General features: G+C 71.9%; 19 protein-coding genes and 1 tRNA gene. 15 read left to right on the top strand and 5 right to left on the bottom strand.

Annotated features, from left to right (window positions below; genetic code table 11):
- Positions 1-1,464 (top strand): glutamate synthase subunit beta, encoded by a 1,464-nt coding sequence (locus J4709_RS49925; protein WP_208252548.1) that lies wholly within the window; start codon positions 1-3, stop codon positions 1,462-1,464.
- Positions 1,465-1,537: 73 nt separating this feature from the next.
- Complete coding sequence (locus tag J4709_RS49920; protein ID WP_208252547.1) at positions 1,538-2,113, top strand: GNAT family N-acetyltransferase; 576 nt, start codon at positions 1,538-1,540, stop codon at positions 2,111-2,113.
- Between the two features lie 10 nt (positions 2,114-2,123).
- On the opposite strand, the gene J4709_RS49915 is transcribed toward J4709_RS49920, so the two are convergent.
- Positions 2,124-3,551 carry a pyridoxal phosphate-dependent decarboxylase family protein gene (locus tag J4709_RS49915; protein ID WP_208252546.1) on the bottom strand — a complete coding sequence of 476 codons (1,428 nt, stop codon included), beginning with the start codon at positions 3,549-3,551 and terminating at the stop codon, positions 2,124-2,126.
- 234 nt (positions 3,552-3,785) lie between these two features.
- On the opposite strand from J4709_RS49915, the gene J4709_RS49910 reads away from it, so the two are divergent.
- Positions 3,786-4,646, top strand: a complete 861-nt coding sequence (locus J4709_RS49910; protein WP_208252545.1) for a hypothetical protein — start codon at positions 3,786-3,788, stop codon at positions 4,644-4,646.
- 10 nt (positions 4,647-4,656) lie between these two features.
- Here J4709_RS49910 and J4709_RS49905 read toward each other — a convergent pair whose 3' ends face one another.
- Positions 4,657-5,364: a DUF6597 domain-containing transcriptional factor gene (locus tag J4709_RS49905; protein WP_208252544.1), complete on the bottom strand. Its 708-nt coding sequence runs from the start codon at positions 5,362-5,364 to the stop codon at positions 4,657-4,659.
- 66 nt (positions 5,365-5,430) lie between these two features.
- Between J4709_RS49905 and J4709_RS49900 the strand changes: the two genes are divergently transcribed.
- Positions 5,431-5,985 (top strand): type 1 glutamine amidotransferase domain-containing protein, encoded by a 555-nt coding sequence (locus tag J4709_RS49900; RefSeq protein WP_208252543.1) that lies wholly within the window; start codon positions 5,431-5,433, stop codon positions 5,983-5,985.
- A 107-nt stretch (positions 5,986-6,092) separates the two neighbouring features.
- A complete protein-coding gene (gene pyk / locus J4709_RS49895; RefSeq protein WP_208252542.1) occupies positions 6,093-7,511 on the top strand; it encodes a pyruvate kinase in 1,419 nt (472 codons plus the stop codon).
- A 375-nt stretch (positions 7,512-7,886) separates the two neighbouring features.
- Here pyk and J4709_RS49890 read toward each other — a convergent pair.
- A tRNA-Leu gene (locus tag J4709_RS49890) sits at positions 7,887-7,959 on the bottom strand.
- Positions 7,960-8,055: 96 nt separating this feature from the next.
- Between J4709_RS49890 and J4709_RS49885 the strand changes: the two genes are divergently transcribed.
- The 6 genes from J4709_RS49885 to J4709_RS55300 all read left to right on the top strand — a co-directional run bounded on the left by J4709_RS49885 (position 8,056) and on the right by J4709_RS55300 (position 14,022).
- A complete protein-coding gene (locus J4709_RS49885) occupies positions 8,056-8,679 on the top strand; it encodes an ANTAR domain-containing response regulator (protein WP_307802150.1) in 624 nt (207 codons plus the stop codon).
- Positions 8,680-8,966: 287 nt separating this feature from the next.
- Positions 8,967-10,133 (top strand): branched-chain amino acid ABC transporter substrate-binding protein, encoded by a 1,167-nt coding sequence (locus J4709_RS49880; RefSeq protein WP_232385278.1) that lies wholly within the window; start codon positions 8,967-8,969, stop codon positions 10,131-10,133.
- A 95-nt stretch (positions 10,134-10,228) separates the two neighbouring features.
- Complete coding sequence (locus tag J4709_RS49875; protein ID WP_208252541.1) at positions 10,229-11,197, top strand: branched-chain amino acid ABC transporter permease; 969 nt, start codon at positions 10,229-10,231, stop codon at positions 11,195-11,197.
- Complete coding sequence (locus tag J4709_RS49870; RefSeq protein WP_208252540.1) at positions 11,194-12,348, top strand: branched-chain amino acid ABC transporter permease; 1,155 nt, start codon at positions 11,194-11,196, stop codon at positions 12,346-12,348. The genes J4709_RS49875 and J4709_RS49870 overlap by 4 nt, the downstream gene beginning before the upstream one ends.
- Positions 12,345-13,151, top strand: a complete 807-nt coding sequence (locus J4709_RS49865; RefSeq protein WP_208252539.1) for an ABC transporter ATP-binding protein — start codon at positions 12,345-12,347, stop codon at positions 13,149-13,151. The genes J4709_RS49870 and J4709_RS49865 overlap by 4 nt, the downstream gene beginning before the upstream one ends.
- Positions 13,141-14,022 (top strand): ABC transporter ATP-binding protein, encoded by an 882-nt coding sequence (locus J4709_RS55300; RefSeq protein ID WP_208252538.1) that lies wholly within the window; start codon positions 13,141-13,143, stop codon positions 14,020-14,022. The genes J4709_RS49865 and J4709_RS55300 overlap by 11 nt, the downstream gene beginning before the upstream one ends.
- 46 nt (positions 14,023-14,068) lie before the next feature.
- On the opposite strand, the gene J4709_RS49855 is transcribed toward J4709_RS55300, so the two are convergent.
- Positions 14,069-14,677, bottom strand: a complete 609-nt coding sequence (locus J4709_RS49855) for a DUF4352 domain-containing protein (RefSeq protein ID WP_208252537.1) — start codon at positions 14,675-14,677, stop codon at positions 14,069-14,071.
- Positions 14,678-14,988: 311 nt separating this feature from the next.
- Complete coding sequence (locus J4709_RS49850) at positions 14,989-15,372, bottom strand: PaaI family thioesterase (RefSeq protein ID WP_173101791.1); 384 nt, start codon at positions 15,370-15,372, stop codon at positions 14,989-14,991.
- A 108-nt stretch (positions 15,373-15,480) separates the two neighbouring features.
- On the opposite strand from J4709_RS49850, the gene polA reads away from it, so the two are divergent.
- The 4 genes from polA to J4709_RS49830 all read left to right on the top strand — a co-directional run bounded on the left by polA (position 15,481) and on the right by J4709_RS49830 (position 23,723).
- Positions 15,481-18,171, top strand: a complete 2,691-nt coding sequence (gene polA, locus J4709_RS49845) for a DNA polymerase I (RefSeq protein WP_208252536.1) — start codon at positions 15,481-15,483, stop codon at positions 18,169-18,171.
- Positions 18,172-18,663: 492 nt separating this feature from the next.
- Positions 18,664-19,761, top strand: coding sequence for a polysaccharide deacetylase family protein (locus J4709_RS49840; protein ID WP_307802149.1), 1,098 nt, complete (start codon positions 18,664-18,666; stop codon positions 19,759-19,761).
- Positions 19,762-20,005: 244 nt separating this feature from the next.
- The gene (gene rpsA / locus J4709_RS49835; RefSeq protein ID WP_208252534.1) at positions 20,006-21,484 is read left to right on the top strand and encodes a 30S ribosomal protein S1; all 1,479 of its coding nucleotides are present in this window, start codon (positions 20,006-20,008) and stop codon (positions 21,482-21,484) included.
- Between the two features lie 286 nt (positions 21,485-21,770).
- Complete coding sequence (locus J4709_RS49830) at positions 21,771-23,723, top strand: endonuclease/exonuclease/phosphatase family protein (RefSeq protein ID WP_208252533.1); 1,953 nt, start codon at positions 21,771-21,773, stop codon at positions 23,721-23,723.
- The last annotated feature ends 1 nt before the right edge of the window (position 23,724 follow it).

Raw genomic sequence — 23,724 nt, 5'->3', positions numbered from 1 at the left:
ATGGCTGACCCGAAGGGTTTCCTGACCGTCCGGCGGGAGCTCCCGAAGCGCCGCCCGGTGGACGTCCGCATCAGGAGCTGGTCGGAGGTCTACGAGGACTTCGGCAACGACCGGCTGGAGAAGCAGGCGAGCCGCTGCATGGACTGCGGCATCCCGTTCTGCCACCAGGGCTGCCCGCTCGGCAACCTCATCCCCGAGTGGAACGACCTCGTCTACCGCAAGGACTGGCACGAGGCGATCGAGCGGCTGCACGCCACCAACAACTTCCCGGAGTTCACCGGGAGGCTGTGCCCCGCCCCGTGCGAGAGCGCCTGCGTCCTCGGCATCAACCAGGACCCGGTGGCGATCAAGCGGGTCGAGGTCGAGATCATCGACCGGGCGTTCGCCGAGGGCTGGGTGCGGCCGCAGCCGCCCGCGGTGAAGACCGGCAAGAAGGTCGCCGTGGTCGGCTCCGGGCCGGCCGGCCTCGCCGCCGCCCAGCAGCTCACCCGCGCCGGACACGACGTCACCGTGTACGAGCGCGCCGACCGGATCGGCGGGCTGCTGCGCTACGGCATCCCCGAGTTCAAGATGGAGAAGCGGCACCTCGACCGGCGCCTCAACCAGATGCGCGCCGAGGGCACCTCCTTCAAGACCTCGGTGAACGTCGGCGTCGACATCACCGCCGAGGAGCTGCGCGAGCGCTACGACGCGGTGGTGCTGTCCGGCGGCGCCACCGTCTGGCGCGACCTGCCCATCCCCGGCCGGGAGCTCAAGGGCGTCCACCAGGCGATGGAGTACCTGCCGCCGTCCAACAAGGTGCAGGAGGGCGACCTCGACAAGTCCCCGATCGACGCGGCGGGCAAGCACGTCGTCGTGATCGGCGGCGGCGACACCGGCGCCGACTGCATCGGCACCGCGATCCGGCAGGGCGCCGCGTCGGTCACCCAGCTGGAGATCATGCCGCGGCCGCCGGAGGCGCGCAGCGGCGCCCAGCCGTGGCCGACCTACCCCATGCTGTTCAAGATGGAGAGCGCCCACGAGGAGCTCGCCGGCATGGGCGGCGACCGGCTGTACGCGGTGTCCACCACCGAGTTCACCGGCGACGAGGACGGCCACGTCCAGGCGCTGCGGATCGTCGAGGTCGGCGGCCCTGACACCGGCTTCAAGCCCGTCGAGGGCACCGAGCGGGAGATCCCGGCGCAGCTGGTCACCCTCGCCATGGGCTTCCTCGGCCCGCAGCGCGAGGGCCTGCTGGAGCAGCTCGGCGTCGAGCTGGACCAGCGCGGCAACGTCGTCCGCGACCGCGACTACCGGACCTCCGTCGACGGGGTCTACGCGGCCGGCGACATGGGCCGCGGCCAGTCCCTGATCGTCTGGGCGATCGCCGAGGGACGCGCCGCCGCGCACGGCGTGGACCGGTTCCTCACCGGCCACACCGCCCTGCCCTACCCGATTCCGCCCACCGCGCGACCGATAGCCTGATCCGCGAACATTCGCCCGCCGTGCCTCCGGTGTCCGCCGGAGGCGCGGCGGCGTCGCGCGTACGGGGGTTCCCATGCCGACCCGGCAGATCGAGGTCACCGACTGGCACCTGGAGCAGCTCGGCGCCGCCGAGCTGCGGCCCGCGCGGACACCGGACGTCCCCGCCGCCATCGCCCGCGCCGAGCTGCCCAGCCCCGAGCTGAGCCGCTACCTGTACACCGCGGTCGGCGGCGGCCACTACTGGACGGACCGGCTCGCCTGGACCTACGACCAGTGGCTCAACTGGCTGTCGCGGCCCGGTGTGGAGACCTGGGTCGCGCACGTCCGCGGCACCCCCGCCGGGTACGCCGAGCTCGACCCGCAGCCCGACGGCGTCGTCGAGATCACCTGCTTCGGGCTGCTGCCCGCCTTCACCGGCCAGGGCCTCGGCGGCCACCTGCTCAGCGTCGCCGCCGCCCGCGCCTGGGACCTCGCCGCCCGCTGGGACGACCGCAAGCCCACCCGCCGCGTCCACCTGACCACCAGCTCCAACGACGCGCCCGCCGCGCTGCGCAACTACCAGGCCCGCGGCTTCCGCGTCTACGACGTCACCGTCGCCACCGGCACCTTCGGCCACACCCCGCCCGGCCCCTGGCCCGGTGCGCACTGACCCGGGCCGTCTAGGGTCTGAGGTCCGCCGCCAGTTCCCGCAGCACCTCCACCAGCAGCTCCACGTCCGCCCTGGTGGTGCGCCAGTTCAACGCCGCCGGCCGGAACACCGTCATCCCGCGGTACCGGCTCGTCCCCGCGTAGACGCGGCCGTCCGCGAGCAGCGCCTCCCCGAGCCTCGCGTTCAGCTCGTCCAGCCGCTCCTCGGGCACGCCCGCCGGACGGTACCGGAAGCACACCACGCACAGCTGCACCGGCGCGAGCAGCTCGAGCTCCGGCGCCGCCTCCACCAGCGACCCCAGATGCTCCGCGACGTCCAGGTGCCGCTCCACCATCGCCCGGTACCCGTCCCGCCCGTACGCCCGCAGCGTCGCCCAGATCGGCAGCGCCCGCGCCCGCCGCGACGACTCCGGCCCCAGCATGTTGTAGTTGACCCGCTCGCCGTCCTCCTCCGGCAGGTACGCCGCGCCCCACGCCCCGAACGCCCGGCTCAGCGCCGCCGGATCCCGCACGAACGAGAACCCGCTCTCGTACGGCACGTTCAGCCACTTGTGGCCGTCCGCCGTCACCGAATCCGCCCGCTCCACCCCCCGCGCCAGAGCCGCCGTCCGCGGCGACAGCGCCGCGAACATCCCGAACGCCCCGTCCACGTGCAGCCACGCCCCGTGCCGCTCCGCCAGGTCCGCCATCTCCGCGATCGGATCGGAGTCGCCGGTGTTCACCTCCCCGAGGTTCGCCACGACCACCGCCCGGCCGCCCAGCTCCGCCAGCGCCGCGTCCATCGCCGCCAGATCCACCCGGCCCGCCTCATCGCGCGCGAACACCCGCAGCGTGTCCCGCCCGCAGCCGAGGATCTGCAGCGCCTTGCGGGTGCTGACGTGCACCAGCCCGCTGCTGAGCACCGGCATCGCCGGCAGCCCCGCCAGCCCCCGCGCCGCCGCGTCCACCCCGTACCGCCCCGCCCACCACTGCCGCGCGCACGCCAGCCCCGCCACGTGCGCCAGCGTCGCGCTCGGCGTCAGCACCCCGCCGAACGCCGCCGGCAGCCCGAACAGCTCCCTCAGCCAGCGCAGCACCACCGTCTCCGCCCGCGCCGCCAGCGGCGACGTCAGCCACAGCCCCGCCGCCTGGTCCAGCAGCGACGCCGTCCAGTCGCCCGCCATCGCCGCCGGCGTCGACCCGCCCACCACGAAATGGAAGAACCGCGGACCCGACGAATGCGTCGCCGCCCCCGTCCCCACCCGCACCAGCCGCCCGACCGCCGCCACCGACCCCTCGCCGCGCTCCGGCAGCGGGCCGTCCAGCTCGTCCAGCAGCCCGTCCATCGCCCGGTCGTGCACCGGACGCTCCGCCAGCCCGTCCAGGTACGGCCCCGCCGCCCCCGCCACCAGCTCCAGCGCGCCGCCCGCGATGTCACGTTCGTCCAGAGGATCGCTCATCGCCCCAGCAGACCACACGGACCGGCCTTGTGGATCACCCGGATTGGCCCGCGATTCCGTAACGCACCCCTTGTGGTCAAGAGACCGATTCGCTACCGTCCCGCCCGACACCCACGCGGGACGTCACGGGCCCGGCCGCCCACCGCTGGGGCGACCGGGCCCGCCGCCGCGGACCGGGGCGCGCGTCCGAATCCTCCAAGACCGGCCCCCTCGCCCCGCCCTACGGTGACACCCATGAGAACCCTGCACGCCACCGACCTCGCCCGCGCCTGGGAGTTCATGCGGCTCAACGCCCGCGTCATCGACCGCCGCCGCTTCGCCCTCCACTTCCACGACGCCCCCGCCGCACCCCTCCTCGCCGCCCTCGCCGCCTACGAGAACCCCGACGGCGGCTACGGCCACGCCCTCGAACCCGACCTGCGCGGCGAGGCCAGCCAGCCCGTCCCCGCCCAGCACGCCCTCGACGTCCTCCACCAGGCCGGTGCCGACGACCACCCCGCCGTCACCCGCATCGCCGACCACCTCGCCGCCATCACCACCCCCGACGGGGGAGTGCCGTTCGTCCTGCCCACCGTCCACGACGCCCCCCACGCCCCCTGGTGGCAGACCCCCGACGACCCGCCCGCCGCGATCAACCCCACCGCCTCCCTCGCCGGCATGCTCCACCGCGCCGGATCACGCCACCCCTGGCTCGACACCGCCACCGCCTTCTGCTGGCGCCACCTCGACGACCCGCCCGCCGAACCAGGCCCCTACGACGTCCTCGCCCTGCTCACCTTCCTCGACCACGTCCCCGACCGCCCCCGCGCCGAGGCCGCCTTCGCCCGCCTGCGCGGCACCCTCGCCGCCCACGCCCGCAGCGACCACCACGACCCCCTCGACTTCGCCCCCGAACCCGGCGGATTCGGGCACCGCCTCGTCGGCGAGACCGCCGTCGCCACCGCGCTCGACGCCCTCGTCGACGCCCAGCACGACGACGGCGGCTGGGACGTCGCCTTCCTCATCTGGACGCCCGCCACCCGCCCCGAATGGCGCGGCCACGTCACCATCGAACGCCTCCGCACCCTGCGCGCCTACGGCCGCCTCAAGCCCTGACCCGGCCCGCTCAGAGCAGCGCGCGGACGGGCTCGCCTGCCAGCGCCCGCACCTCGTTCGACAGATGCGCCTGGTCGGCGTAGCCCGCCGCCGTCGCCACGTCCGCCAGCGCAACCCCCGACCGCGCCAGCCCCAGCGCCCGCTGGAACCGCAGCACCCGCTGCAACGTCTTCGGCCCGTACCCGAACGCCGCCAGCGAACGCCGCCGCAACTGCCGCTCGCCCAGCCCCACCGCGTCCGCCACCTCCGGCACCGACCGGCCCGCGACCCCCGCCAGGATCGCCGGGACCAGCGGATCCACCGGCTCCGCCACCGCCGCCCGCGCCCGCACACCCGCCACCAGCACCGCCCGCCGCTCCTCCAGCGACCCCGCACCGGCCACCGCGTCCGCCAGCGCCTCCGCCGCACCGCCCCACAGCTCCCGCAGCGGCCCCCGCCCGTCACGCAGCGCGTCCGCGGGCACCCCCAGCACCGGAGGCGCCGCACCCGGCCCGAACCGCACCGCGACGATCTCCGCCCCCGGCCGCACCGCCGCCGGCATCGGGCCCGTGTCCGGCCCCGCCACATGGATCCCGCCCGCCGACCAGATCACGTCCACGCACCCGTCCGGCACCACCCGCTGCACGAACGGCTCCGCGCCCGCCGGCAGCGCCGCCGTCCACGAGCACACCAGCCCCGCCCCGCGCTCGGGGACCTCGCGATAACCCGTCGGGTTCATCCTCCCTGCATACCACCCGCCCGCACGGGCAGGGGACGCAGAGGACCCCAACGGGAGGAACCTGACATGCCGTCCGATCTCCAAGGCAAGACCATCGCCTTCCTCTGCGCCCCCGAAGGCACCGAGCAGGTCGAGCTCACCGAACCCTGGAAGGCCGTCGAGCAGGCCGGCGGCAACCCGCGCCTCGTCTCCACCCAGTCCGGCCGCCTCCAGGCGTTCGACCACCTCGACAAGGCCGACACCTTCCCCGTCGACACCACCGTCGACGTCTCCGACCACACCGAGTTCGACGGCCTCGTCCTGCCCGGCGGCGTCGCCAACCCCGACTTCCTGCGCACCGAGCCCAAGGCCGTCGCGTTCGCCAAGGCGTTCTTCGACGCCGGCAAGCCCGTCGCCGTCATCTGCCACGGCCCCTGGACGCTCATCGAGGCCGGCGTCGTCCGCGGCCGCACCATGACGTCCTGGCCCAGCGTGCGGACGGACCTGCGCAACGCCGGGGCGACCTGGGTCGACGAAGAGGTCAAGATCTGCGAGGACGGCCCCAACGTGCTCGTCAGCAGCCGCAAGCCCGACGACCTGAAGGCCTTCTGCCAGGCCGCCGTCGAGGTCTTCAAACGATGACCCGGGCCGCATGGTCTAGACCTCTGACCTAGACCATTCGGTGAACCTTGGGCGACCGCATCCTGCACGAATATCCGTACCAGCGGGTAACTAAGTACGGTTGTGACGTGACCCGTCGAGCGAAGATAGTCAGCACCATCGGCCCCGCCTGCTCCAGCACGGAACAGATCAACGCCCTCGTCCACGCCGGCGTCGACGTCGCCCGGCTCAACATGAGCCACGGCGACCACGCCGGCCACGAGGAGGTCTACCACCGGATCAGGGCGGCCGCCGACGCCACCGGACGCGGCGTCGGCATCCTCGCGGACCTGCAGGGCCCCAAGATCCGCATCGGCCGGTTCCCCGACGGCCCCGTGCGGCTCACCCTCGGCGACGAGTTCACCATCACCACCGACGACGTCCCCGGCACCCGCCGCGAGGTCTCCACCACCTTCCAGGGCCTGCCCGGCGACGTCTCCCCGGGCGACACCGTCCTCATCGACGACGGCCGCGTCGCCCTCGAGGTCACCGGCGTCGACGGACCCCGCGTCCACACCGTCGTCAAGGTCGGCGGCATGGTCTCCGACAACAAGGGCCTCAACCTGCCCGGCGTCCCCGTCAGCGTCCCCGCCCTCACCGGCAAGGACGAGGCCGACCTGCGCTGGGCCCTGCGCCTCGGCGTCGACCTCGTCGCGCTCTCCTTTGTCCGCACCCCCGCCGACGCCGACATCTGCTACCAGATCATGGAAGAGGAGGGCGTCCGCGTCCCCCTCATCGGCAAGATCGAGAAGCCCCAGGCCGTCGAACTCCTCCCCGAGATCGTCGCTGCCTTCGACGGCATCATGGTCGCCCGCGGCGACCTCGGCGTCGAACTCCCCCTCGAACAGGTCCCGATGGTCCAGAAGCGCGCCATCGAACTCTGCCGCGAGAAGGCCCGCCCGGTCATCGTCGCCACCCAGATGCTCGAATCCATGATCTCCGCGCCGCGCCCCACCCGCGCCGAGACCTCCGACGTCGCCAACGCCGTCTTCGAGGGCGCCGACGCCGTCATGCTCTCCGGCGAGACCGCCGTCGGCCAGTACCCGATCGAGTCCGTCCGCACCATGAGCCGCATCGTGGAGACCGCCGAGCAGGCCACCCTGCACGCCACCCACACCCTGCAGCGCATGCCCGAGACCGTCGGCGGCGCCATCGCCCGCGCCGCCGCCGAGGTCGGCGCGATCGTCGGCGCCGAGGCCCTCGCCGCCTTCACCATGTCCGGCGAGACCGCCCGCCGCCTGTCCCGCTACCGCTCGCCGATCCCGCTGCTGGCCTTCACCTCCGTGCCCGCCGTCCGCGGCCGCCTGGCGCACGTCTGGGGCGTCGAGACCTTCATCGTCCCCCAGGTCGACCACACCGACGCCATGTTCCGCCAGGTCGAGCAGGCCCTCCTCGAACTCGGCCGCTGCCAGAAGGGCGACAAGGTCGTCGTCGTCGCCGGCTCGCCCCCCGGCACCCCGGGCTCCACCAACGCCCTCCAGGTCCTCAACATCGGCGAGAGTCACTGACCCCACCGCCGGCCGACCGGCCGCCGACCCGCGAGGGCCGGCCCGGCCGGCCGCGCGCGGACCCGGCGTTGATCACCACCGGATCTCATTTCCACGACGCTCCGGAAACCGCGTCAACCCTCAGTACTCGGCCCCCACGAACCCATCCAGCCGCCCCACCGCCTCCCGCCTCGCGACGGAGATGTTCTTCGCGTTCATCTGAGTCCAGGGGATCCCGAGCCGGAGTTTGCGCCGGGTCTATGGCCGCCGGGGACTGGACGTTGTGCCGTCGCCTCGGTCAGCTCCCGCTCTGGTGACGATCAGGCTCGCGAGCCCTCGCGGCCGGGCGGAAGCGTCGCGGGTCGGACCGGATGAAAGGCCACTCAAGGGATAAAGTGCCCCGAGTGGGATTCGAACCCACACTGGATGTGGTTTGAGCACATAGCCTCTGCCATTGGGCTATCGGGGCATTTGTCCGGATAAACTGGACATTTTTTGTGGCATTGACCCTCAGGCGGGCTGGGGGAGGGTCGACAGGAACCAGGGTAGCGGGTTCGGTAGGCTCGTGCGCGTGGAGAGCGCTCGGCGAGTTGTGATTGCGGAAGACGAGGCCCTGATCCGGCTGGACCTGAAGGAGATGCTGCAGGAGGACGGCTACGAGGTCGTGGGCGAGGCCGGGGACGGGGAGACCGCCGTCCGGCTGGCCGGCGAGCTCAAGCCCGACCTGGTGATCCTGGACGTGAAGATGCCCGTCCTGGACGGTATCTCGGCGGCCGAGCGGATCTCGGCGGACCGGATCGCGCCGGTCGTGATCCTCACCGCGTTCTCCCAGCGCGAGCTCGTCCAGCGGGCGACGGAGGCGGGCGCGATGGCCTACCTCGTCAAGCCGTTCGCCAAGACGGACCTGACGCCGGCGATCGAGATGGCGGTGAGCCGGTACACCGAGCTGCGGGCGCTGGAGGCGGAGGTCGCCGGGCTGCAGGAGCGGCTGGAGACCCGCAAGGTGGTGGACCGGGCGAAGGGGCTGCTCCAGGAGGCGAACGGCTGGTCCGAGCCGGAGGCGTTCCGGTGGATCCAGAAGACGTCGATGGACCGCAGGCTCACGATGCGGGCCGTCGCGGAGGCCGTGGTGGCGGGCGCCACCGGCGGGGCGGCCGCCGACGGCGCGGGCGATTCCTCCGCCGGTTGACCTTCTGCCCTGTCATCCGGCGCGTTGTCAAGATCCAATGCGCCCGTGCCGGACCGGCCGCGGTCGGCACGCTGCGTAATCGTGCCTGGCAAAACGGGGGAACCGATGGGCACGGTGGCGTAACGAAGCAATAACCCTTCGATCCTGGGGTGCTGTTCTGGGACGGGTCGACGGTGTACGACATAGCTGGTCCCCGAGTGACCGTTATCTCCTTCCGGGAGAGTTCGGCGTCGGGGCATGACTCGTACCCGATCCGGCGCGGATCCGGATGTGAAAGGTTGGGCACCTTGCGGCGCAACAGGATGAGGCTGACCGGCGCGATCGCGCTGGGTGCGGCGGTGGCGCTCGGCGCCGCCGCCTGCGGTTCGGGAGACAGCGGCGGCGGCAAGGATCTGACGATCGCCTACATCGGTGTCCAGACCGGCGACAACTCCCCCGAGCTCGGGATCAACATCTCCAACGGGGTCAAGCTGGCGATCGACCAGTACAACGCCACGAACCCGAAGAAGAAGGTCAAGTTCAAGATCTACGACACCAAGGGCGACCCGGCCGTCGCGCCCGGCCAGGTGCAGAAGGCGATCGACGACGACGTCACCGCGGTCGTCGGCCCGGTGTTCTCCGGCGAGTCCAAGGCGACGGTGCCGAGCCTGGAGGAGGCGGAGATCCCGAACATCTCCCCCTCGGCCACCTCCACGGCGCTGGGCAAGAACGGCTGGAAGTTCTGGCACCGGCTGATCTCCAACGACGACGCGCAGGGCCAGGTCGACGGCGACTTCATCGTGAAGACGCTGGCCGCCAAGAAGGTCTTCGTCATCGACGACAACCAGGAGTACAGCGTCGGCCTGGCCGACAAGGTGTTCTCCGCGGTGCAGGCGCAGGGCGTCGCGCCGCAGCGGGACAAGATCGACCCGAAGGCGACCGACTACTCCAGCACGGTCAACAAGGTGAAGGCGTTCAAGCCGGACGCGATCTTCTTCGGCGGCTACTACAACGGCGGCGACAAGCTGCTCAAGCAGCTGCGCGACGGCGGCGTGACCGCCAAGTTCGTCTCCGACGACGGCGCGCTGGACCAGAAGCTGATCGACGGCGCCGGCGTCAAGCAGGCCGACGGCGCGCTGGTCTCGTGCGCCTGCCAGTCGATCAACCCGACGGCCGACAACCCGGCCGTGGCGAAGTTCATCAACGACTACAAGGCCGCGTTCCACAAGGACCAGGGCACGTACTCGGCGGAGGGCTACGACGCCACGAACGCGATCCTGGACGCCTTCAAGGCCGGCAAGACCACGACCAAGGACGTCAACGACTACCTCAAGACGGTGAACTTCCAGGGCGTGTCGAAGCCGGTCAAGTTCGAGGCGAACGGCGAGATCCAGGTCAAGACCATCTACATGTTCCAGGTGGTCGACGGGAAGCTGAAGTTCCTCGGCGACGCCGCCAAGGTCAAGCCCGAGTGAGCTAGGCCCGCCACGACGCAGGACGGCCGCCGGTCCTCCGGCGCGGGGCGGGAGCGCCGCTGCGCTCCCGCCCCCTCTTTCTTGAGGAACCCTCTGTGCTCCACGACTTCACATCCCAGTTCTGGGCGAACACGGTCGACGGGCTGACCGTCGGTTCGATCTACGCGCTGGTCGCGCTCGGCTACACGATGGTCTACGGCGTGCTCCGGCTCATCAACTTCGCCCATTCCGAAATCTTCATGATCGGCACGTTCGGCGGGCTGACCTTGATCCAGGTGGTCGGTTTCGACAACGGCCCCTACACCGGCATCGCCCTGGTGGGAGTGCTGCTGGCCTGCCTGATCGCGTCGATGGTCGCGTCGGGCGGGGCGGCGCTCGTGCTGGAGCTGATCGCCTACCGGCCGCTGCGCCGCAAGGGGGCGTCGCGGCTGGCGGCGCTGATCTCGGCGATCGGCGCGTCGCTGTTCCTGCAGGAGCTGTTCGCGACGACGGTGATCCCGCACTTCTTCGGGCACGGCGGCGGGCGCGACCCGATCCACGTGCCGGACCTGATGAAGAAGGAGACGCTGTTCTCGATCGGTTCCGGGGACGTCCGCAACGACAAGCTGCTGATCTTCGTGGCGGCGATCGTGATGATGATCGTCCTGGACCGGTTCGTGAACGCCTCCAAGCTCGGCCGCGGTATCCGGGCCACGGCGCAGGACCCCGAGACGGCGGTGCTGCTCGGCGTGAACATCGACCGGGTCGTCGTCGTGACCTTCGTGGTCGGCGGCCTGATGGCGGGCGCGGCGGGGTTCTTCTTCGCGCTGCTCTACCAGCAGACGATGTTCAACATCGGCTTCATCCTCGGTATCAAGGCGTTCACGGCCGCGGTGCTCGGCGGTATCGGGAACCTGCGCGGCGCTCTCGTCGGCGGGTTCACGCTGGGGCTGATCGAGAACTACGGCGGCTCCATCTTCGGCTCCGAGTGGAAGGACGTCATCGCGTTCACGCTGCTCGTGGTCATCCTCCTGTTCCGTCCCACCGGCATCCTCGGTGAGTCCCTCCAGCAGGCGCGCGCATGAGCGATAACACGAACAAGACAGCGAACACGGCGGGGTTGCGCGGTGCGCTCTCCGGGCCCTTGGAGGCCGTCCGCACGCACTGGGACCGGGCACCGGGCTGGGAGCGCTGGGCGGTCTACGTCCTTCTGGTGATCGGCGCGCTGTTCCTGCCCTACCAGGGTCTCGCGCCGGCGATGTCGCCGGAGTCGGACTGGCAGACGATCCTGTTCTATCCGATCGGGATCTATGTGCTGCTCGCGCTCGGCCTGAACGTGGTGATCGGGTACGCCGGCATGCTCGACCTCGGGTATGTGGCGTTCTGGGCGATCGGCGCGTACACGATGGCGACGATGGCCGTGAAGCACGGGATCGGGTTCTGGCCGCTGCTGCCGTGCGGGATCGTGCTGGCGGCGGTGTCCGGCGTGATCCTGGGCGCTCCGACGCTGCGGCTGCGCGGCGACTACCTGGCGATCGTGACGCTGGGCTTCGGGGAGATCGTCCGGAAGGTCGCGGAGAACACCGACTGGCTGGGCGGGACGCGGGGGGTCAACAACATCCCGCATCCGCCGAGCCATGAGGGCGTGTGGTTCCTCGGCGTGGACCTGTTCACCTACAAGATCAGGGACGCGCGGCCGTACTACTACCTGCTGGTCGCGCTGATCATCCTGGTGGTGATCTTCTCGAAGCGGCTGGAGGCCAGCCGGATCGGGCGGTCCTGGACGGCGATCCGGGAGGACGAGGACGCCGCGGAGATCATGGGCGTGCCGACGTTCAAGTTCAAGCTGCTGTCGTTCGCGACGGGAGCGGCGATCGGCGGTTCGGCGGGCGTGGTGTTCGCGGCGAAGACCAGTTACGTGGCGCCGGCGAACTTCCCGTTCCTGCTGTCGGCGACGATCCTGGCCGCGGTGGTGCTGGGCGGCGCGGGCAACATCCCCGGCGTGATCGTCGGCGCGTTCCTGGTGGCGTGGCTGCCGGAGCGCTTCCGCGGTCTGGCCGACTACCGGGACCTGGCGTTCGGCGCGATCCTGGTGGCGATGATGATCTTCCGCCCGGAGGGGCTGATCCCGTCGAGACAGCGCAAGGCCGAGATGGCCGAGGGCGGCGGAGGGATGGGCCATATGGGCGCCGAGATCGACACGTCCGGTTCGGAGGCGGAGGTGGGGAGCAGATGAGCGAGGTGTCCGGCGCGGGCGGCAAGACCGGCGGCGCCCTGCTCGAGCTGTCGCAGGTGACGATGCGCTTCGGCGGCGTCGTCGCGCTGAACGCGGTCGACCTGACGGTCCGGGAGGGCGAGATCTTCGCCCTGATCGGGCCGAACGGCGCGGGCAAGACGACGGTGTTCAACACGGTGACCGGCGTGTACCGGCCGACGTCCGGGGAGATCCGGTTCGCGGGCGGCCGGCTGAACGGCCTGAAGCGCTACCAGGTCACCCGGCGGGGCGTCGCGCGGACGTTCCAGAACATCCGGCTGTTCCCGAACATGACGGCGGAGCAGAACGTGCAGGTGGGCGCGGACGCGCACCACAACGCGGGGCTGGTCAGCGTGACGTTCGGGCTGCCGAAGCACCGGCGCGCCGAGCGGGAGGGCAAGGCGCTGGCGCGGGAGCTGCTGGACTTCGTCGGGGTGTCGCACCGCACGCACGACATGGCGAAGAACCTGCCGTACGGCGACCAGCGGCGGCTGGAGATCGCGCGGGCGCTGGCCACGGATCCGAAGCTGCTGCTGCTGGACGAGCCGGCCGCCGGGATGAACCCGGCGGAGAAGATCGCGCTGATGGAGCTGATCCGCAAGATCCGCGACAGCGGCCGGACGGTGCTGCTGATCGAGCACGACATGGGCCTGGTGATGGGCATCAGCGACCGGGTCGCGGTGCTGGACTTCGGGCAGAAGATCGCCGACGGGCTGCCCGCCGAGGTGCAGAACGACCCGAAGGTCATCGAGGCGTACCTGGGGGCTCCGGCCGATGCTTCTTGAACTGAAGGACGTGCACGTCCACTACGGCAAGATCGAGGCGCTGAAGGGCGTGTCGCTGGAGGTCGGCGAGGGCGAGATCGTCTCGCTGATCGGCGGGAACGGCGCGGGGAAGACGACCACGCTGAAGACGATCTCGGGGCTGCGGTCCTGCTCGGCGGGGTCGGTGTTCTTCGAGGGCGCCGACATCGGGTCGATGCCGGGGCACCGGCGGGTGCTGGCCGGCATCGGGCAGGCGCCGGAGGGCCGCGGGATCTTCCCGGGCATGTCGGTGCACGAGAACCTGCTGATGGGCGCGTACGCCCGCAAGGACGACCACACCAAGGAGCTGGCGGAGGCGTACGAGCTGTTCCCGCGGCTGGCGGAGCGGCGGACGCAGGCGGCGGGCACGATGTCGGGCGGCGAGCAGCAGATGCTGGCGATCGGCCGGGCGCTGCTGTCCAAGCCGAAGGTGCTGCTGCTGGACGAGCCGTCGATGGGGCTGGCGCCGATGCTGGTGCAGCAGATCTTCTCGATCATCGAGGAGATCAACCGGCGCGGCACGACGATCCTGCTGGTGGAGCAGAACGCGCAGCAGGCGCTGCGGCTGGCGCACCGGGCGTACGTGCTGGAGACGGGCCGGATCGTGCGGTCGGCGCCGGCGTCGGAGCTGCTGGACGACCCGCAGGTGCGGGCGGCGTATCTGGGCGGCGACGTCGGCGGCGATCCGGGTGCGGCGGCGGCCGCGAGCGGCCCGGAATCGGTCGCGCTGAGCAAGCCCGCGAAGGGCGGGCCTGCGAAGGGCGAGCCTGCGAAGGGCGAGCCTGCGAAGGGCGAGGCCGAGCCCGCCGACGACGCCGAGCCGGACGGCGCGGACGCGCCCGACGGCGAGTAGCGCCCGGCCGGGGCGTCCCACCACGACCCCGGGGCGGGGCCGCCGTTCACCGCAACGGCAGCTCCGCCCCGGGGTCGTGCTGCAGCGGGACGCCGAGCTCGTCGGTGGGGTCGGAGTAGAGCCGCAGCGCGGTGATCCGGGCGTCCTTCGGGATGTCGTACATCAGGTCGAACTCGAGCCGGTCGCGGGAGCCGAGCTCGATGTCGGTGGGCTGCCGCTTGACCCGCATCGCGTTCACGTCGGGCGGGTAGGCGCCGCGCGTGGTGACCAGCAGCTGGCGGTCGAGGTCGATCTTGTGGAAGGTGGCGTAGCGGTTCTCGGCGAGCATGCGGACGCGGGCGAAGCCGCCGAGCCGGGACGGCAGGTCGGCGTGGCTGCCGGTGATGGTGGTGAGGCCGGAGCTGAGGCCGATCGCGGCGAACGCGATCTGCCCGTCGGTCACCTCGCGGTAGGGGAGGGCGTGCTCGCCGTCGCGGACGGGGCGGGCGGGCACGCGGTAGTGGGCGGTGCCGTGGCCGCCGCATGCGGACGCCAGGGGGAGCAGTGGTGCGAGCGCGAGGAGGGCCGCCGCCGCGCGTGGTGCCGTGTGCCGCGCCGGGCGCCGTTCCGGGCGTCTTCTGGGGGTGCGGGGGCGTCCTGCAGGTAGGGGCCGCATGGTCCGCACCGTAGGACGGTGTTCGCGGCGCCCGCCAGATCGCGGGGCGTCCTGGAACCGTCCTGTGACGGTGCCCGCCTGCGAGGACGTGCCGGGCCTGGGATCACCTTTGGGGCCGTACGGCCCTTGCGGGCGCGTGCGTTGTCTACTCGGTGATCCCAGGCCGTTCCGATCCACGCTACAGACCCCGGCCGGTCCATCGCAAAGAAAGCGGCGGATCGGACTTACGGCCGACACGCGGCGGACGTGCGCCGGACGTGCGGCGTGCGGGGGCTGGAAGCGCGGAAGCGCGGGACGCGGGGGCCGGGAGGTCAGGCGGCGGGGGCGTCGCGGAGCATGCAGGTGAGGCGGGCGGTGCAGACCCGGCGGTCCTGGTCGTCGGTGATGACGATGTCGTAGGTGGCGAGGGTCCGGCCGCCGTGCGCGCGGGTGGCGACGCCGGTGACGTACCCCTCGGTCGCGGACCGGTGGTGGGTGGCGTTGATCTCGATGCCGACGGCGATGCGGCCGGGGCCGGCGTGCATCGCCGAGCCGGCGGACCCGAGGGTCTCGGCCAGCACGCACGAGGCGCCGCCGTGCAGCAGCCCGTACGGCTGGGTGTTGCCCTTGACCGGCATGCGGCCGACGACGCGTTCGGCGGACACCTCCAGGTACTCCACGCCCATCGCCTTGGCCAGGTCGCCGCGGGACTCCATCCCCTCACCGGAAAGGATCTTCGCGGCCAGGTCGTCCCGGCTCAGGCCGTCGGTGTCGCTCACTTACGCCTCCACAAAACTGTCGTACGCGCAGACTAGAGTCCTGGTGTGGCGAACGAACCAGCGACCCCTGACAAGCGTGACCGGCTCCTCCTGCTCGACGGGCATTCCCTGGCCTACCGCGCGTTCTTCGCGCTGCCGGTGGAGAACTTCTCCACCACCGACGGGCAGCCGACGAACGCGGTGTACGGCTTCACCTCGATGCTCATCAACGTCCTGCGCGACGAGCAGCCCACCCACATCGCGGTGGCGTTCGACCGCAGCGAGCCGACCTTCCGGCACGAGCAGTACGTGGAGTACAAGGCGGGGCGGGCGAAGACGCCCGACGAGTTCCGCAGCCAGGTCAGCCTGATCTTCGAGGTGCTGGACGCGCTGCGCATCCCGCGGATGTCGGTCGCGGGGTTCGAGGCCGACGACATCATCGCCACCCTGTCGGTGCAGGCCACCGAGGCCGGGCTCGACACCCTCGTCGTCACCGGCGACCGGGACGCGTTCCAGCTCGTCAACGAGCACGTCACGATCCTGTACCCGGTGAAGGGCGTCTCGGAGCTGGCCCGGATGGACCCGGCCGCGGTCGAGGCCAAGTACGGGGTGCCGCCCGAGCGGTACCGGGAGCTGGCCGCGCTGGTCGGGGAGAGCAGCGACAACCTGCCGGGCGTGCCCGGCGTCGGCCCGAAGACGGCCGCGAAGTGGCTGACCAAGTACGGCGACCTCGACACCCTCGTCGCGAAGGTCGAGGAGATCAAGGGCAAGGCCGGCGACAACCTGCGCGAGCACCTCGCCGGGGTGCTGCGCAACCAGCAGATCAACAAGCTCGACACGGCGGTCGGGCTGGAGCTGACGCCGCCGCAGCTGACGATGGGGCAGTGGGACCGCGACGAGATCCACACCCTGTTCGACTCGCTGCAGTTCCGGGTGCTGCGCGAGCGGCTGTACTCCTCGCTGTCGGCCGCCGAGCCGGAGGCCGACGAGGGCTTCGAGGTGCAGGTGGACGCGCTGGAGCCGGGCGCGCTCGGCGCGTGGCTGGAGGCCAACGGCGGCGGGCGCCTCGGCGTCGCCGTCACCGGGTCGTGGGGGCGCGGCACCGGCGAGATCACCGCGCTGGCGCTGGCGTCCAAGGACGGCCCGGCCGTCCACCTCGACCCGGCGGAGCTGATCGAGGACGACGAGCGTGCGCTCGCGGCGTTCCTCGCCGACCCGTCCCGCCCGAAGGCGATCCACGAGGCGAAGGGCCCGATGCTGGCGCTCGCCGCGCGCGGCCTGCGGCTGGACGGCGTCACCAGCGACACCGCGCTCGCCGCCTACCTGGCGCTGCCGGGGCAGCGCACCTTCGACCTCGCCGACCTCGTCCTGCGCTACCTGCACCGGGAGCTGCGCAGCGAGACCGAGGACTCCGGGCAGCTCACCCTGGACGGGTCCGGCGAGGAGGAGGCCGCCGAGGCGCTCGCCGTCCGCGCCCGCGCCGTCACCGAGCTCGCCGACGTCCTGGACGGCGACCTGGACAAGCGCGGCGCGACGCGGCTGCTGCGCGAGGTGGAGCTGCCGCTCGTGCGCGTGCTGGCCGACATGGAGCGCGCCGGGATCGCCGTCGACGCCGACCACCTGGCGGGCCTGTCGGCGTCGCTCGGCGGCCAGGTGAAGGAGCAGGAGCAGCAGGCCCACACGGCCGTCGGGCACGAGTTCAACCTCGGCTCGCCCAAGCAGGTGCAGCAGGTGCTGTTCGACGAGCTGAACCTGCCGAAGACCAAGCGGACCAAGACCGGCTACACCACCGACTCCGAGGCCCTCACCACCCTGCTGGAGAAGGACGGCCACCCGGTGCTGGAGCACATCCTGCGCTGGCGCGAGGTCGCGAAGCTGAAGAGCATCGTCGACTCGCTCATCCCGATGGCCGACGACGCGGGCCGCATCCACACCACGTTCAACCAGATGATCGCCGCGACGGGCCGGCTGTCCTCCACCGATCCGAACCTGCAGAACATCCCGATCCGCACGGCCGAGGGCCGGCAGATCCGCGAGGCGTTCGTCGTCGGCGGGGAGTACGAGTCGCTGCTGACCGCCGACTACTCGCAGATCGAGCTGCGGATCATGGCGCACCTGTCGGAGGACGAGGCGCTGCTGGAGGCGTTCGGGACCGGCGCCGACTTCCACACCATCACCGCGTCCCGCGTGTTCGGCCTGCCGCCCGAGCAGATCGACTCCGAGCTGCGCGCCCGCATCAAGGCGATGAACTACGGACTGGCGTACGGGCTGTCGGCCTACGGCCTGTCCCAGCAGCTCCGCATCTCCCCGGACGAGGCGCGCGGCCTGATGGAGGAGTACTTCCAGCAGTTCGGCGGCGTCCGCGACTACCTGCGCGACATCGTCGGCAAGGCCCGCCAGGACGGCTACACCGAGACCATCCTCGGCCGCCGCCGCTACCTGCCCGACCTCAACTCCGACAACCGGCAGCGCCGCGAGATGGCCGAGCGGATGGCGCTGAACGCGCCGATCCAGGGCTCGGCCGCCGACATCATCAAGGTCGCGAGCCTGAACGTCGACCGCGCCCTGCGCGAGGCGGGCCTGCGCTCCCGGATGCTGCTGCAGGTCCACGACGAGCTGGTGTTCGAGGTCGCCGCCGGCGAGCTCGACGAGCTCAAGTCCCTGGTCAGCGACCAGATGGCCGGCGCCTACGCGCTCCGCGCCCCGCTGAGCGTCTCCATGGGCACCGGCCGCACCTGGCAGGAAGCGGCGCATTGATTCAATTCCGGCCCAGGGCCCTCGCCTAGCGGCCCGGACCCTGACCGTGATCGGGGCGAACGCGGCCTCGCTTCGCGAGCTTCCCGTCGGGGGCTCGCCTTCGGCGTCGCCCCTCACGGTCAGATACCGCGCTCGCGTGCAAGCTGAGCTCGTCGGCGGGCGGGTGACGGGCTCGCTTGCTGCTTGAGCGCGTTGGCGTGGCCTGTCAAGGCGGCTTGCCGTATGCCCCGCGTCCGTTCTGGGCGCGGGGCATCTTTTCATGGGCGCCGATCGCGGTTCGCGGGCGGGGTGTCCGGGTTTACCGGGGGGTTTCGTACTTGGTGTGATGCGGGGCGGCGGTGGAGTGGTCTGTGGAGATCATTCGGGTACGCCGGTGGGTGTCCGTTGATGTCCGGGGGGTCGTACGCTGTCCCCCTGGTCCTGTTCGGGTCTACCGGCGGGGGGAACGTGCCTCTCCTTCACAAGATCGCTGGAGTTGTGGTCGTCTGCGCCGTGATCCTGGGACTGACGTTGCCAGGGGAGCGGCGCGGGCGCGATAAGGACGCCGACGCGGCGCAGGCCGCGGCCACCGCGCGCGCGGCGCGCGACGACCGCCCGGCGGGGAAGGCCGCGCCGTCAGGGCCGCCGGCGCCCGGCCGCGCGGCGGCGTCGCCGAGCGGGGCGGCGAGCCCGCCCGCGCCCGTGAAGCTCGCGGCGGCGACGCCCGCGGCGGCCCAGGTCAAGGCCGACGAGCTCGGCCAGATCCCGGTGCTCATGTACCACCGGATCATGGTCAAGCCGCAGCAGTCGCTGGACCGCTCGACCACGGAGCTGTACGACGAGCTGACGCGGCTCGCCAAGGACGGGTACGTGCCGATCACCGCGGCGCAGTTCGTCAGCGGGCGGATCGACGTCCCGGCCGGCAGGCACCCCGTCGTGCTGACCTTCGACGACAGCACGCCGGGGCACTTCGGGCTGGACGCGCAGGGCAACCCCAAGCCCGACACCGCGGTCGGGGTCATCGAGCGGGTCGCCCGCGAGAACCCCGGGTTCCGGCCGGTGGCGACGTTCTACCTGAACAAGGACCTGTTCGGGATGGACGAGCTGCAGGCCGCGGCGGGGCTGAAGTGGCTCGTCCAGCACGGGTACGAGGTCGCCAACCACACCATGTCGCATCCCGACCTGTCGCATCTGACCAAGGACCAGGTGCACAAGGAGATCGGCGGCATGGAGGACGAGATCGTCAAGATGACCGGGGCGCACACGACGACGTTCGCCTACCCGTTCGGGGTCGCCCCGCACAAGCCGGCGTGGGCGGAGAGGCTGGACGGCTCGTACGCGTTCCAGGGGATCTTCCTGGCCGGGTGGCGGCCGTCGGTGTCGCCGTTCGACGCCAAGTTCGACCGGTGGGCGATCGACCGGGTGCGGTCCGAGGGCAAGATCAAAGAGGACGACTGCAAGCAGTTCTGCTCGACGGCCTGGCTCGACTATCTGGACAAGCACCCCGATGAGCGGTACACATCTGACGGGGACCCGAACACCGTGACGTTTCCCGATGTGCTCGAGGACCGGCTGGCCAAGCCGTACCGGGCCTGGGCGCGGGTCTACTGATGCGCGCCGGCCGGCGGTGCCCCCACCGGATTGACCAGGCGCGCCGCGTCCCATATCCTGATCGCTGCGCTGTGGGCCTGCGCGCGCTTCGGACGGAGCAGGCTCGCGCTCGGTCAGGTCGGCGACATCGGTTCGGTTCACTGACGCGGTCAGCACCGCGTTCCTTCCGGTTCTCGGCAGGGCGGACGGCCCTCCGCGCACAACCCATGACGACTTCCATGTCCGTACCGGAGCCAGCCGACACATGACGAGTAGCACCGAGGCCACCTCGACCACCCCGCAGGTAGCGGTCAACGACATCGGGTCCGAGGAAGCCTTCCTCGCGGCGATCGATGAGACCATCAAGTACTTCAACGACGGCGACATCGTCGAAGGCACCGTCGTCAAGGTCGATCGTGACGAGGTCCTCCTCGACATCGGCTACAAGACCGAGGGCGTCATCCCCTCGCGCGAGCTCTCCATCAAGCACGACGTCGACCCCAACGAGGTCGTCGCCGTCGGGGACCACGTCGAGGCCCTCGTCCTCCAGAAGGAGGACAAGGAAGGCCGTCTGATCCTGTCCAAGAAGCGCGCCCAGTACGAGCGCGCCTGGGGCACGATCGAGAAGATCAAGGACGAGGACGGCATCGTCACCGGCACCGTCATCGAGGTCGTCAAGGGCGGCCTCATCCTCGACATCGGCCTGCGCGGCTTCCTGCCCGCCTCGCTGGTCGAGATGCGCCGCGTCCGCGACCTGCAGCCCTACGTCGGCCGCGAGCTCGAGGCGAAGATCATCGAGCTGGACAAGAACCGCAACAACGTGGTCCTGTCCCGCCGCGCCTGGCTGGAGCAGACGCAGAGCGAGGTCCGCCAGACCTTCCTCAACACCCTGCAGAAGGGCCAGGTCCGCAAGGGCGTCGTCTCCTCGATCGTCAACTTCGGCGCGTTCGTCGACCTCGGCGGCGTCGACGGCCTGGTGCACGTCTCCGAGCTGTCCTGGAAGCACATCGACCACCCCTCCGAGGTCGTCGAGGTCGGCCAGGAGGTCACGGTCGAGGTCCTGGACGTCGACATGGAGCGCGAGCGCGTGTCCCTGTCGCTCAAGGCGACCCAGGAAGACCCGTGGCAGCAGTTCGCCCGCACCCACCAGATCGGCCAGGTCGTGCCGGGCCGCGTCACCAAGCTGGTGCCGTTCGGCGCGTTCGTCCGGGTCGAGGAGGGCATCGAGGGCCTGGTGCACATCTCCGAGCTGGCCGAGCGGCACGTCGAGATCCCCGAGCAGGTCGTCCAGGTCGGCGACGAGATCTTCGTGAAGATCATCGACATCGACCTCGACCGGCGCCGGATCAGCCTGTCCCTCAAGCAGGCGAACGAGGGCGCCGCCAGCATGGAGGAAGAGGACTTCGACCCCACGCTGTACGGCATGCCGGCGGAGTACGACGAGCAGGGCAACTACAAGTACCCCGAGGGCTTCGACGCCGACACCGGCGAGTGGCTCGAGGGCTTCGACGAGCAGCGCGAGACCTGGGAGCGGCAGTACGCCGAGGCGCGCACCCGCTTCGACGCGCACCGCAAGCAGATCGAGGAGGCCCGCAAGGCCGAGGCGGAGGCCGAGACCGGCCCCGTGACCGGCGGCGGCGAGACCTCCTACTCCGGCGGCGGTGAGAGCGAGTCCGGCGGTGGCGCCCTGGCCACCGACGAGGCGCTCGCCGCGCTGCGGGAGAAGCTGTCCGGCGGCCAGTGACCCGTCACTGACCACCGCAAGGCCGACCTGACCACGGCCGGAGCGCGATCCTCGGATCGGCTCCGGCCGTGGTCGGTTTCGTCAGGGGTGCGGCGGGAACCGGCGGAACGGGAACCCGCGGTGCGGGACCCGGCGGCGCGCGAACCGCCGGTGTGAGATCCGTCCCGCTCCCGGCGGGTTCCGCGCGCACGGCGCCCGCCGGGGCCGTAGAGTCCGCAGGGGCCGCGCAGCGCCGCGCCGCCGCAACCCCCGTAGGTCCGCTCGTCCCCCGGGAGCACTCGTTCAATTGGCCAGCACAGAGGTAGGCACCAAGACCGGCGGCCCGGCAGCGCCGGGGCCGTCGATCGTCCCGCAGGGCCCCGCCCGGCTGACGCTCATCGCGATCACGGTCGCGGTGCTCGCGCAGACCCTGCGCTTCTCGCTTCCCCAGCTCGACCACTTCGCCGGCGACGCCGGCACCGGCGTCGCCGCGATCGCCGTGCTGGTGGTCTATCTCGCCGGGTTCGCCGCGCCGCTGGTGCGGCGCGCCGCCGGGCCGCGCGGGCTGCTGCTGGTCGGCGTGGGCGGGCTGTTCGCCGTCCGGCTGCTCGCGCAGGTGATCGGCCCGCAGACGTGGCTGGCGTTCGTCGGCACCGCCGTCGGCATGATCGCGGTCGCGGCGCTGTTCGAGGGGGCGCGCGGGCTGTCGGGCGTCGGGTTCGCCACCGCGACCGTCGCGGGCCTGTCCGCCGACACCGCCGTCCGGATGTGCTTCGCCACCTGGGACCCGGTGTGGCGCAACGGGATCGGGCCGTGGGCGGCGTGCCTGGCGTTCGTGGCGCTCGGCGCCGCCGCCCTCTACCGGGAGCTGTCGTCCGGGCCGGTCACGGCGCCCGGCCTGTCCTGGCGGGACGCGATGGGCGCCGCCGCGTTCGGGCCGTTCCTGGCGCTGCAGGTGCTGGTGCTGTCCAGCCCCGCGTTCGTCGCCTCGTCCGGGTGGCAGTCGCTGACCGGCGCGCACATCGCGATCGTCGCCGGGCAGGGCCTGGCGCTGGCGTTCCTGGCGTCCGGGCTCGCCGTCCGCGCCGTGCCGGGCGGGGTCTGCGTGCTCGGCGGCACCGTGCTCGGGGTCGGCGCCGGCGCGGTCGCCGGGACGTACGCGATGAGCGGCATCGAGGTGGTGCCGGTCGTGATCGTCGGGCAGGTGCTGTCGGCGTGGCTGCTGGCCGTGGCGTGCCGGGCCCCGCTGCGCCGCGCCGGGACCGGCGGGCACGTCTCGCGGATCGACGTCGGCGCCGCGCTCGGCGGCTTCCTGATCCTCGTCGTCCTCGTCCCGTACCAGGTGAGCGCGCTGTCGCCGCTGCCGTTCCCGAACAACCTGCTGCCGGGCGTCGCGGGCATCGCGCTCGGCGGCCTCGCCGCCGCCGCGGCGGCCCGCGGGGGCCCGCTTCCCGCGCGCGCGCCGCTGCGCGCGCTGGCCGGCGGCGCCGCCGCGCTCGTGCTGCTGCTCGGCACCGCGGTGTTCACCGTCGCCGCACCGGACGGGACGGCGAAGGCCGGGCCCGTCCCCGGGCAGGTCCGGCTGCTCAGCTACAACATCGAGGACGCCGTCAACCAGAAGGGCCGGCTGGACCCCGAGGGCGTCGCCCGCACCATCGAGGGGCAGCGCGCCCAGGTCGTCCTGCTGCAGGAGGCGAGCCGCGGGTCGCTGCTGTCGGGCACCGCCGACCTCGGCGTGTGGCTGTCGCGGCGGCTCGGCATGAAGCTGATCTGGGGTCCCGCGGCGGACGGGCAGTTCGGCAACGCGATCCTGACCTCGCTGCCGGTCCGCAGCTCCGGGACGGGCCGGATGCAGAAGGGCGACTGGTCGCAGATCCGCGGGTACGTGTGGGCGCGGCTGGCCGTCGGCGGCACCACGATGGACGTGTGGTCGACGCGGCTGCAGGGCGGCGACGGGGAGAGCGGCGAGCGGTCCCGCGAGGTCGCGGCGCTGCTGCGCGCCTGGGGCGGCGCGCCCCGGACCGTCATCGGCGGCGACTTCGGCGCCGGGCCCGACAGCCCCGAGGTGGCCGGCATGACCGACGGGACGGACCTGCGGAACGCCGCGCTCGGCGCCGAGCCGTCCCCGACCTCCGCCGACGGCGACCGCACCGACTACGTCTTCGGCTCCGACGGCGTGATGTTCGGCGACTACGACGTGCCGCGCTCGGGGGCGTCCGGCCACTATCCGGTCGCGGTGACCGTCCGGATCGGGAAGTGAG

It is taken from the genome of Actinomadura violacea, from assembly GCF_017573465.1.
In the GTDB taxonomy this organism is placed as follows: Bacteria; Actinomycetota; Actinomycetes; order Streptosporangiales; family Streptosporangiaceae; genus Spirillospora; species Spirillospora violacea.
The sequence above is the reverse complement of the archived record's forward strand: the minus strand, read 5'-3'. Positions and strand labels throughout refer to the sequence as shown.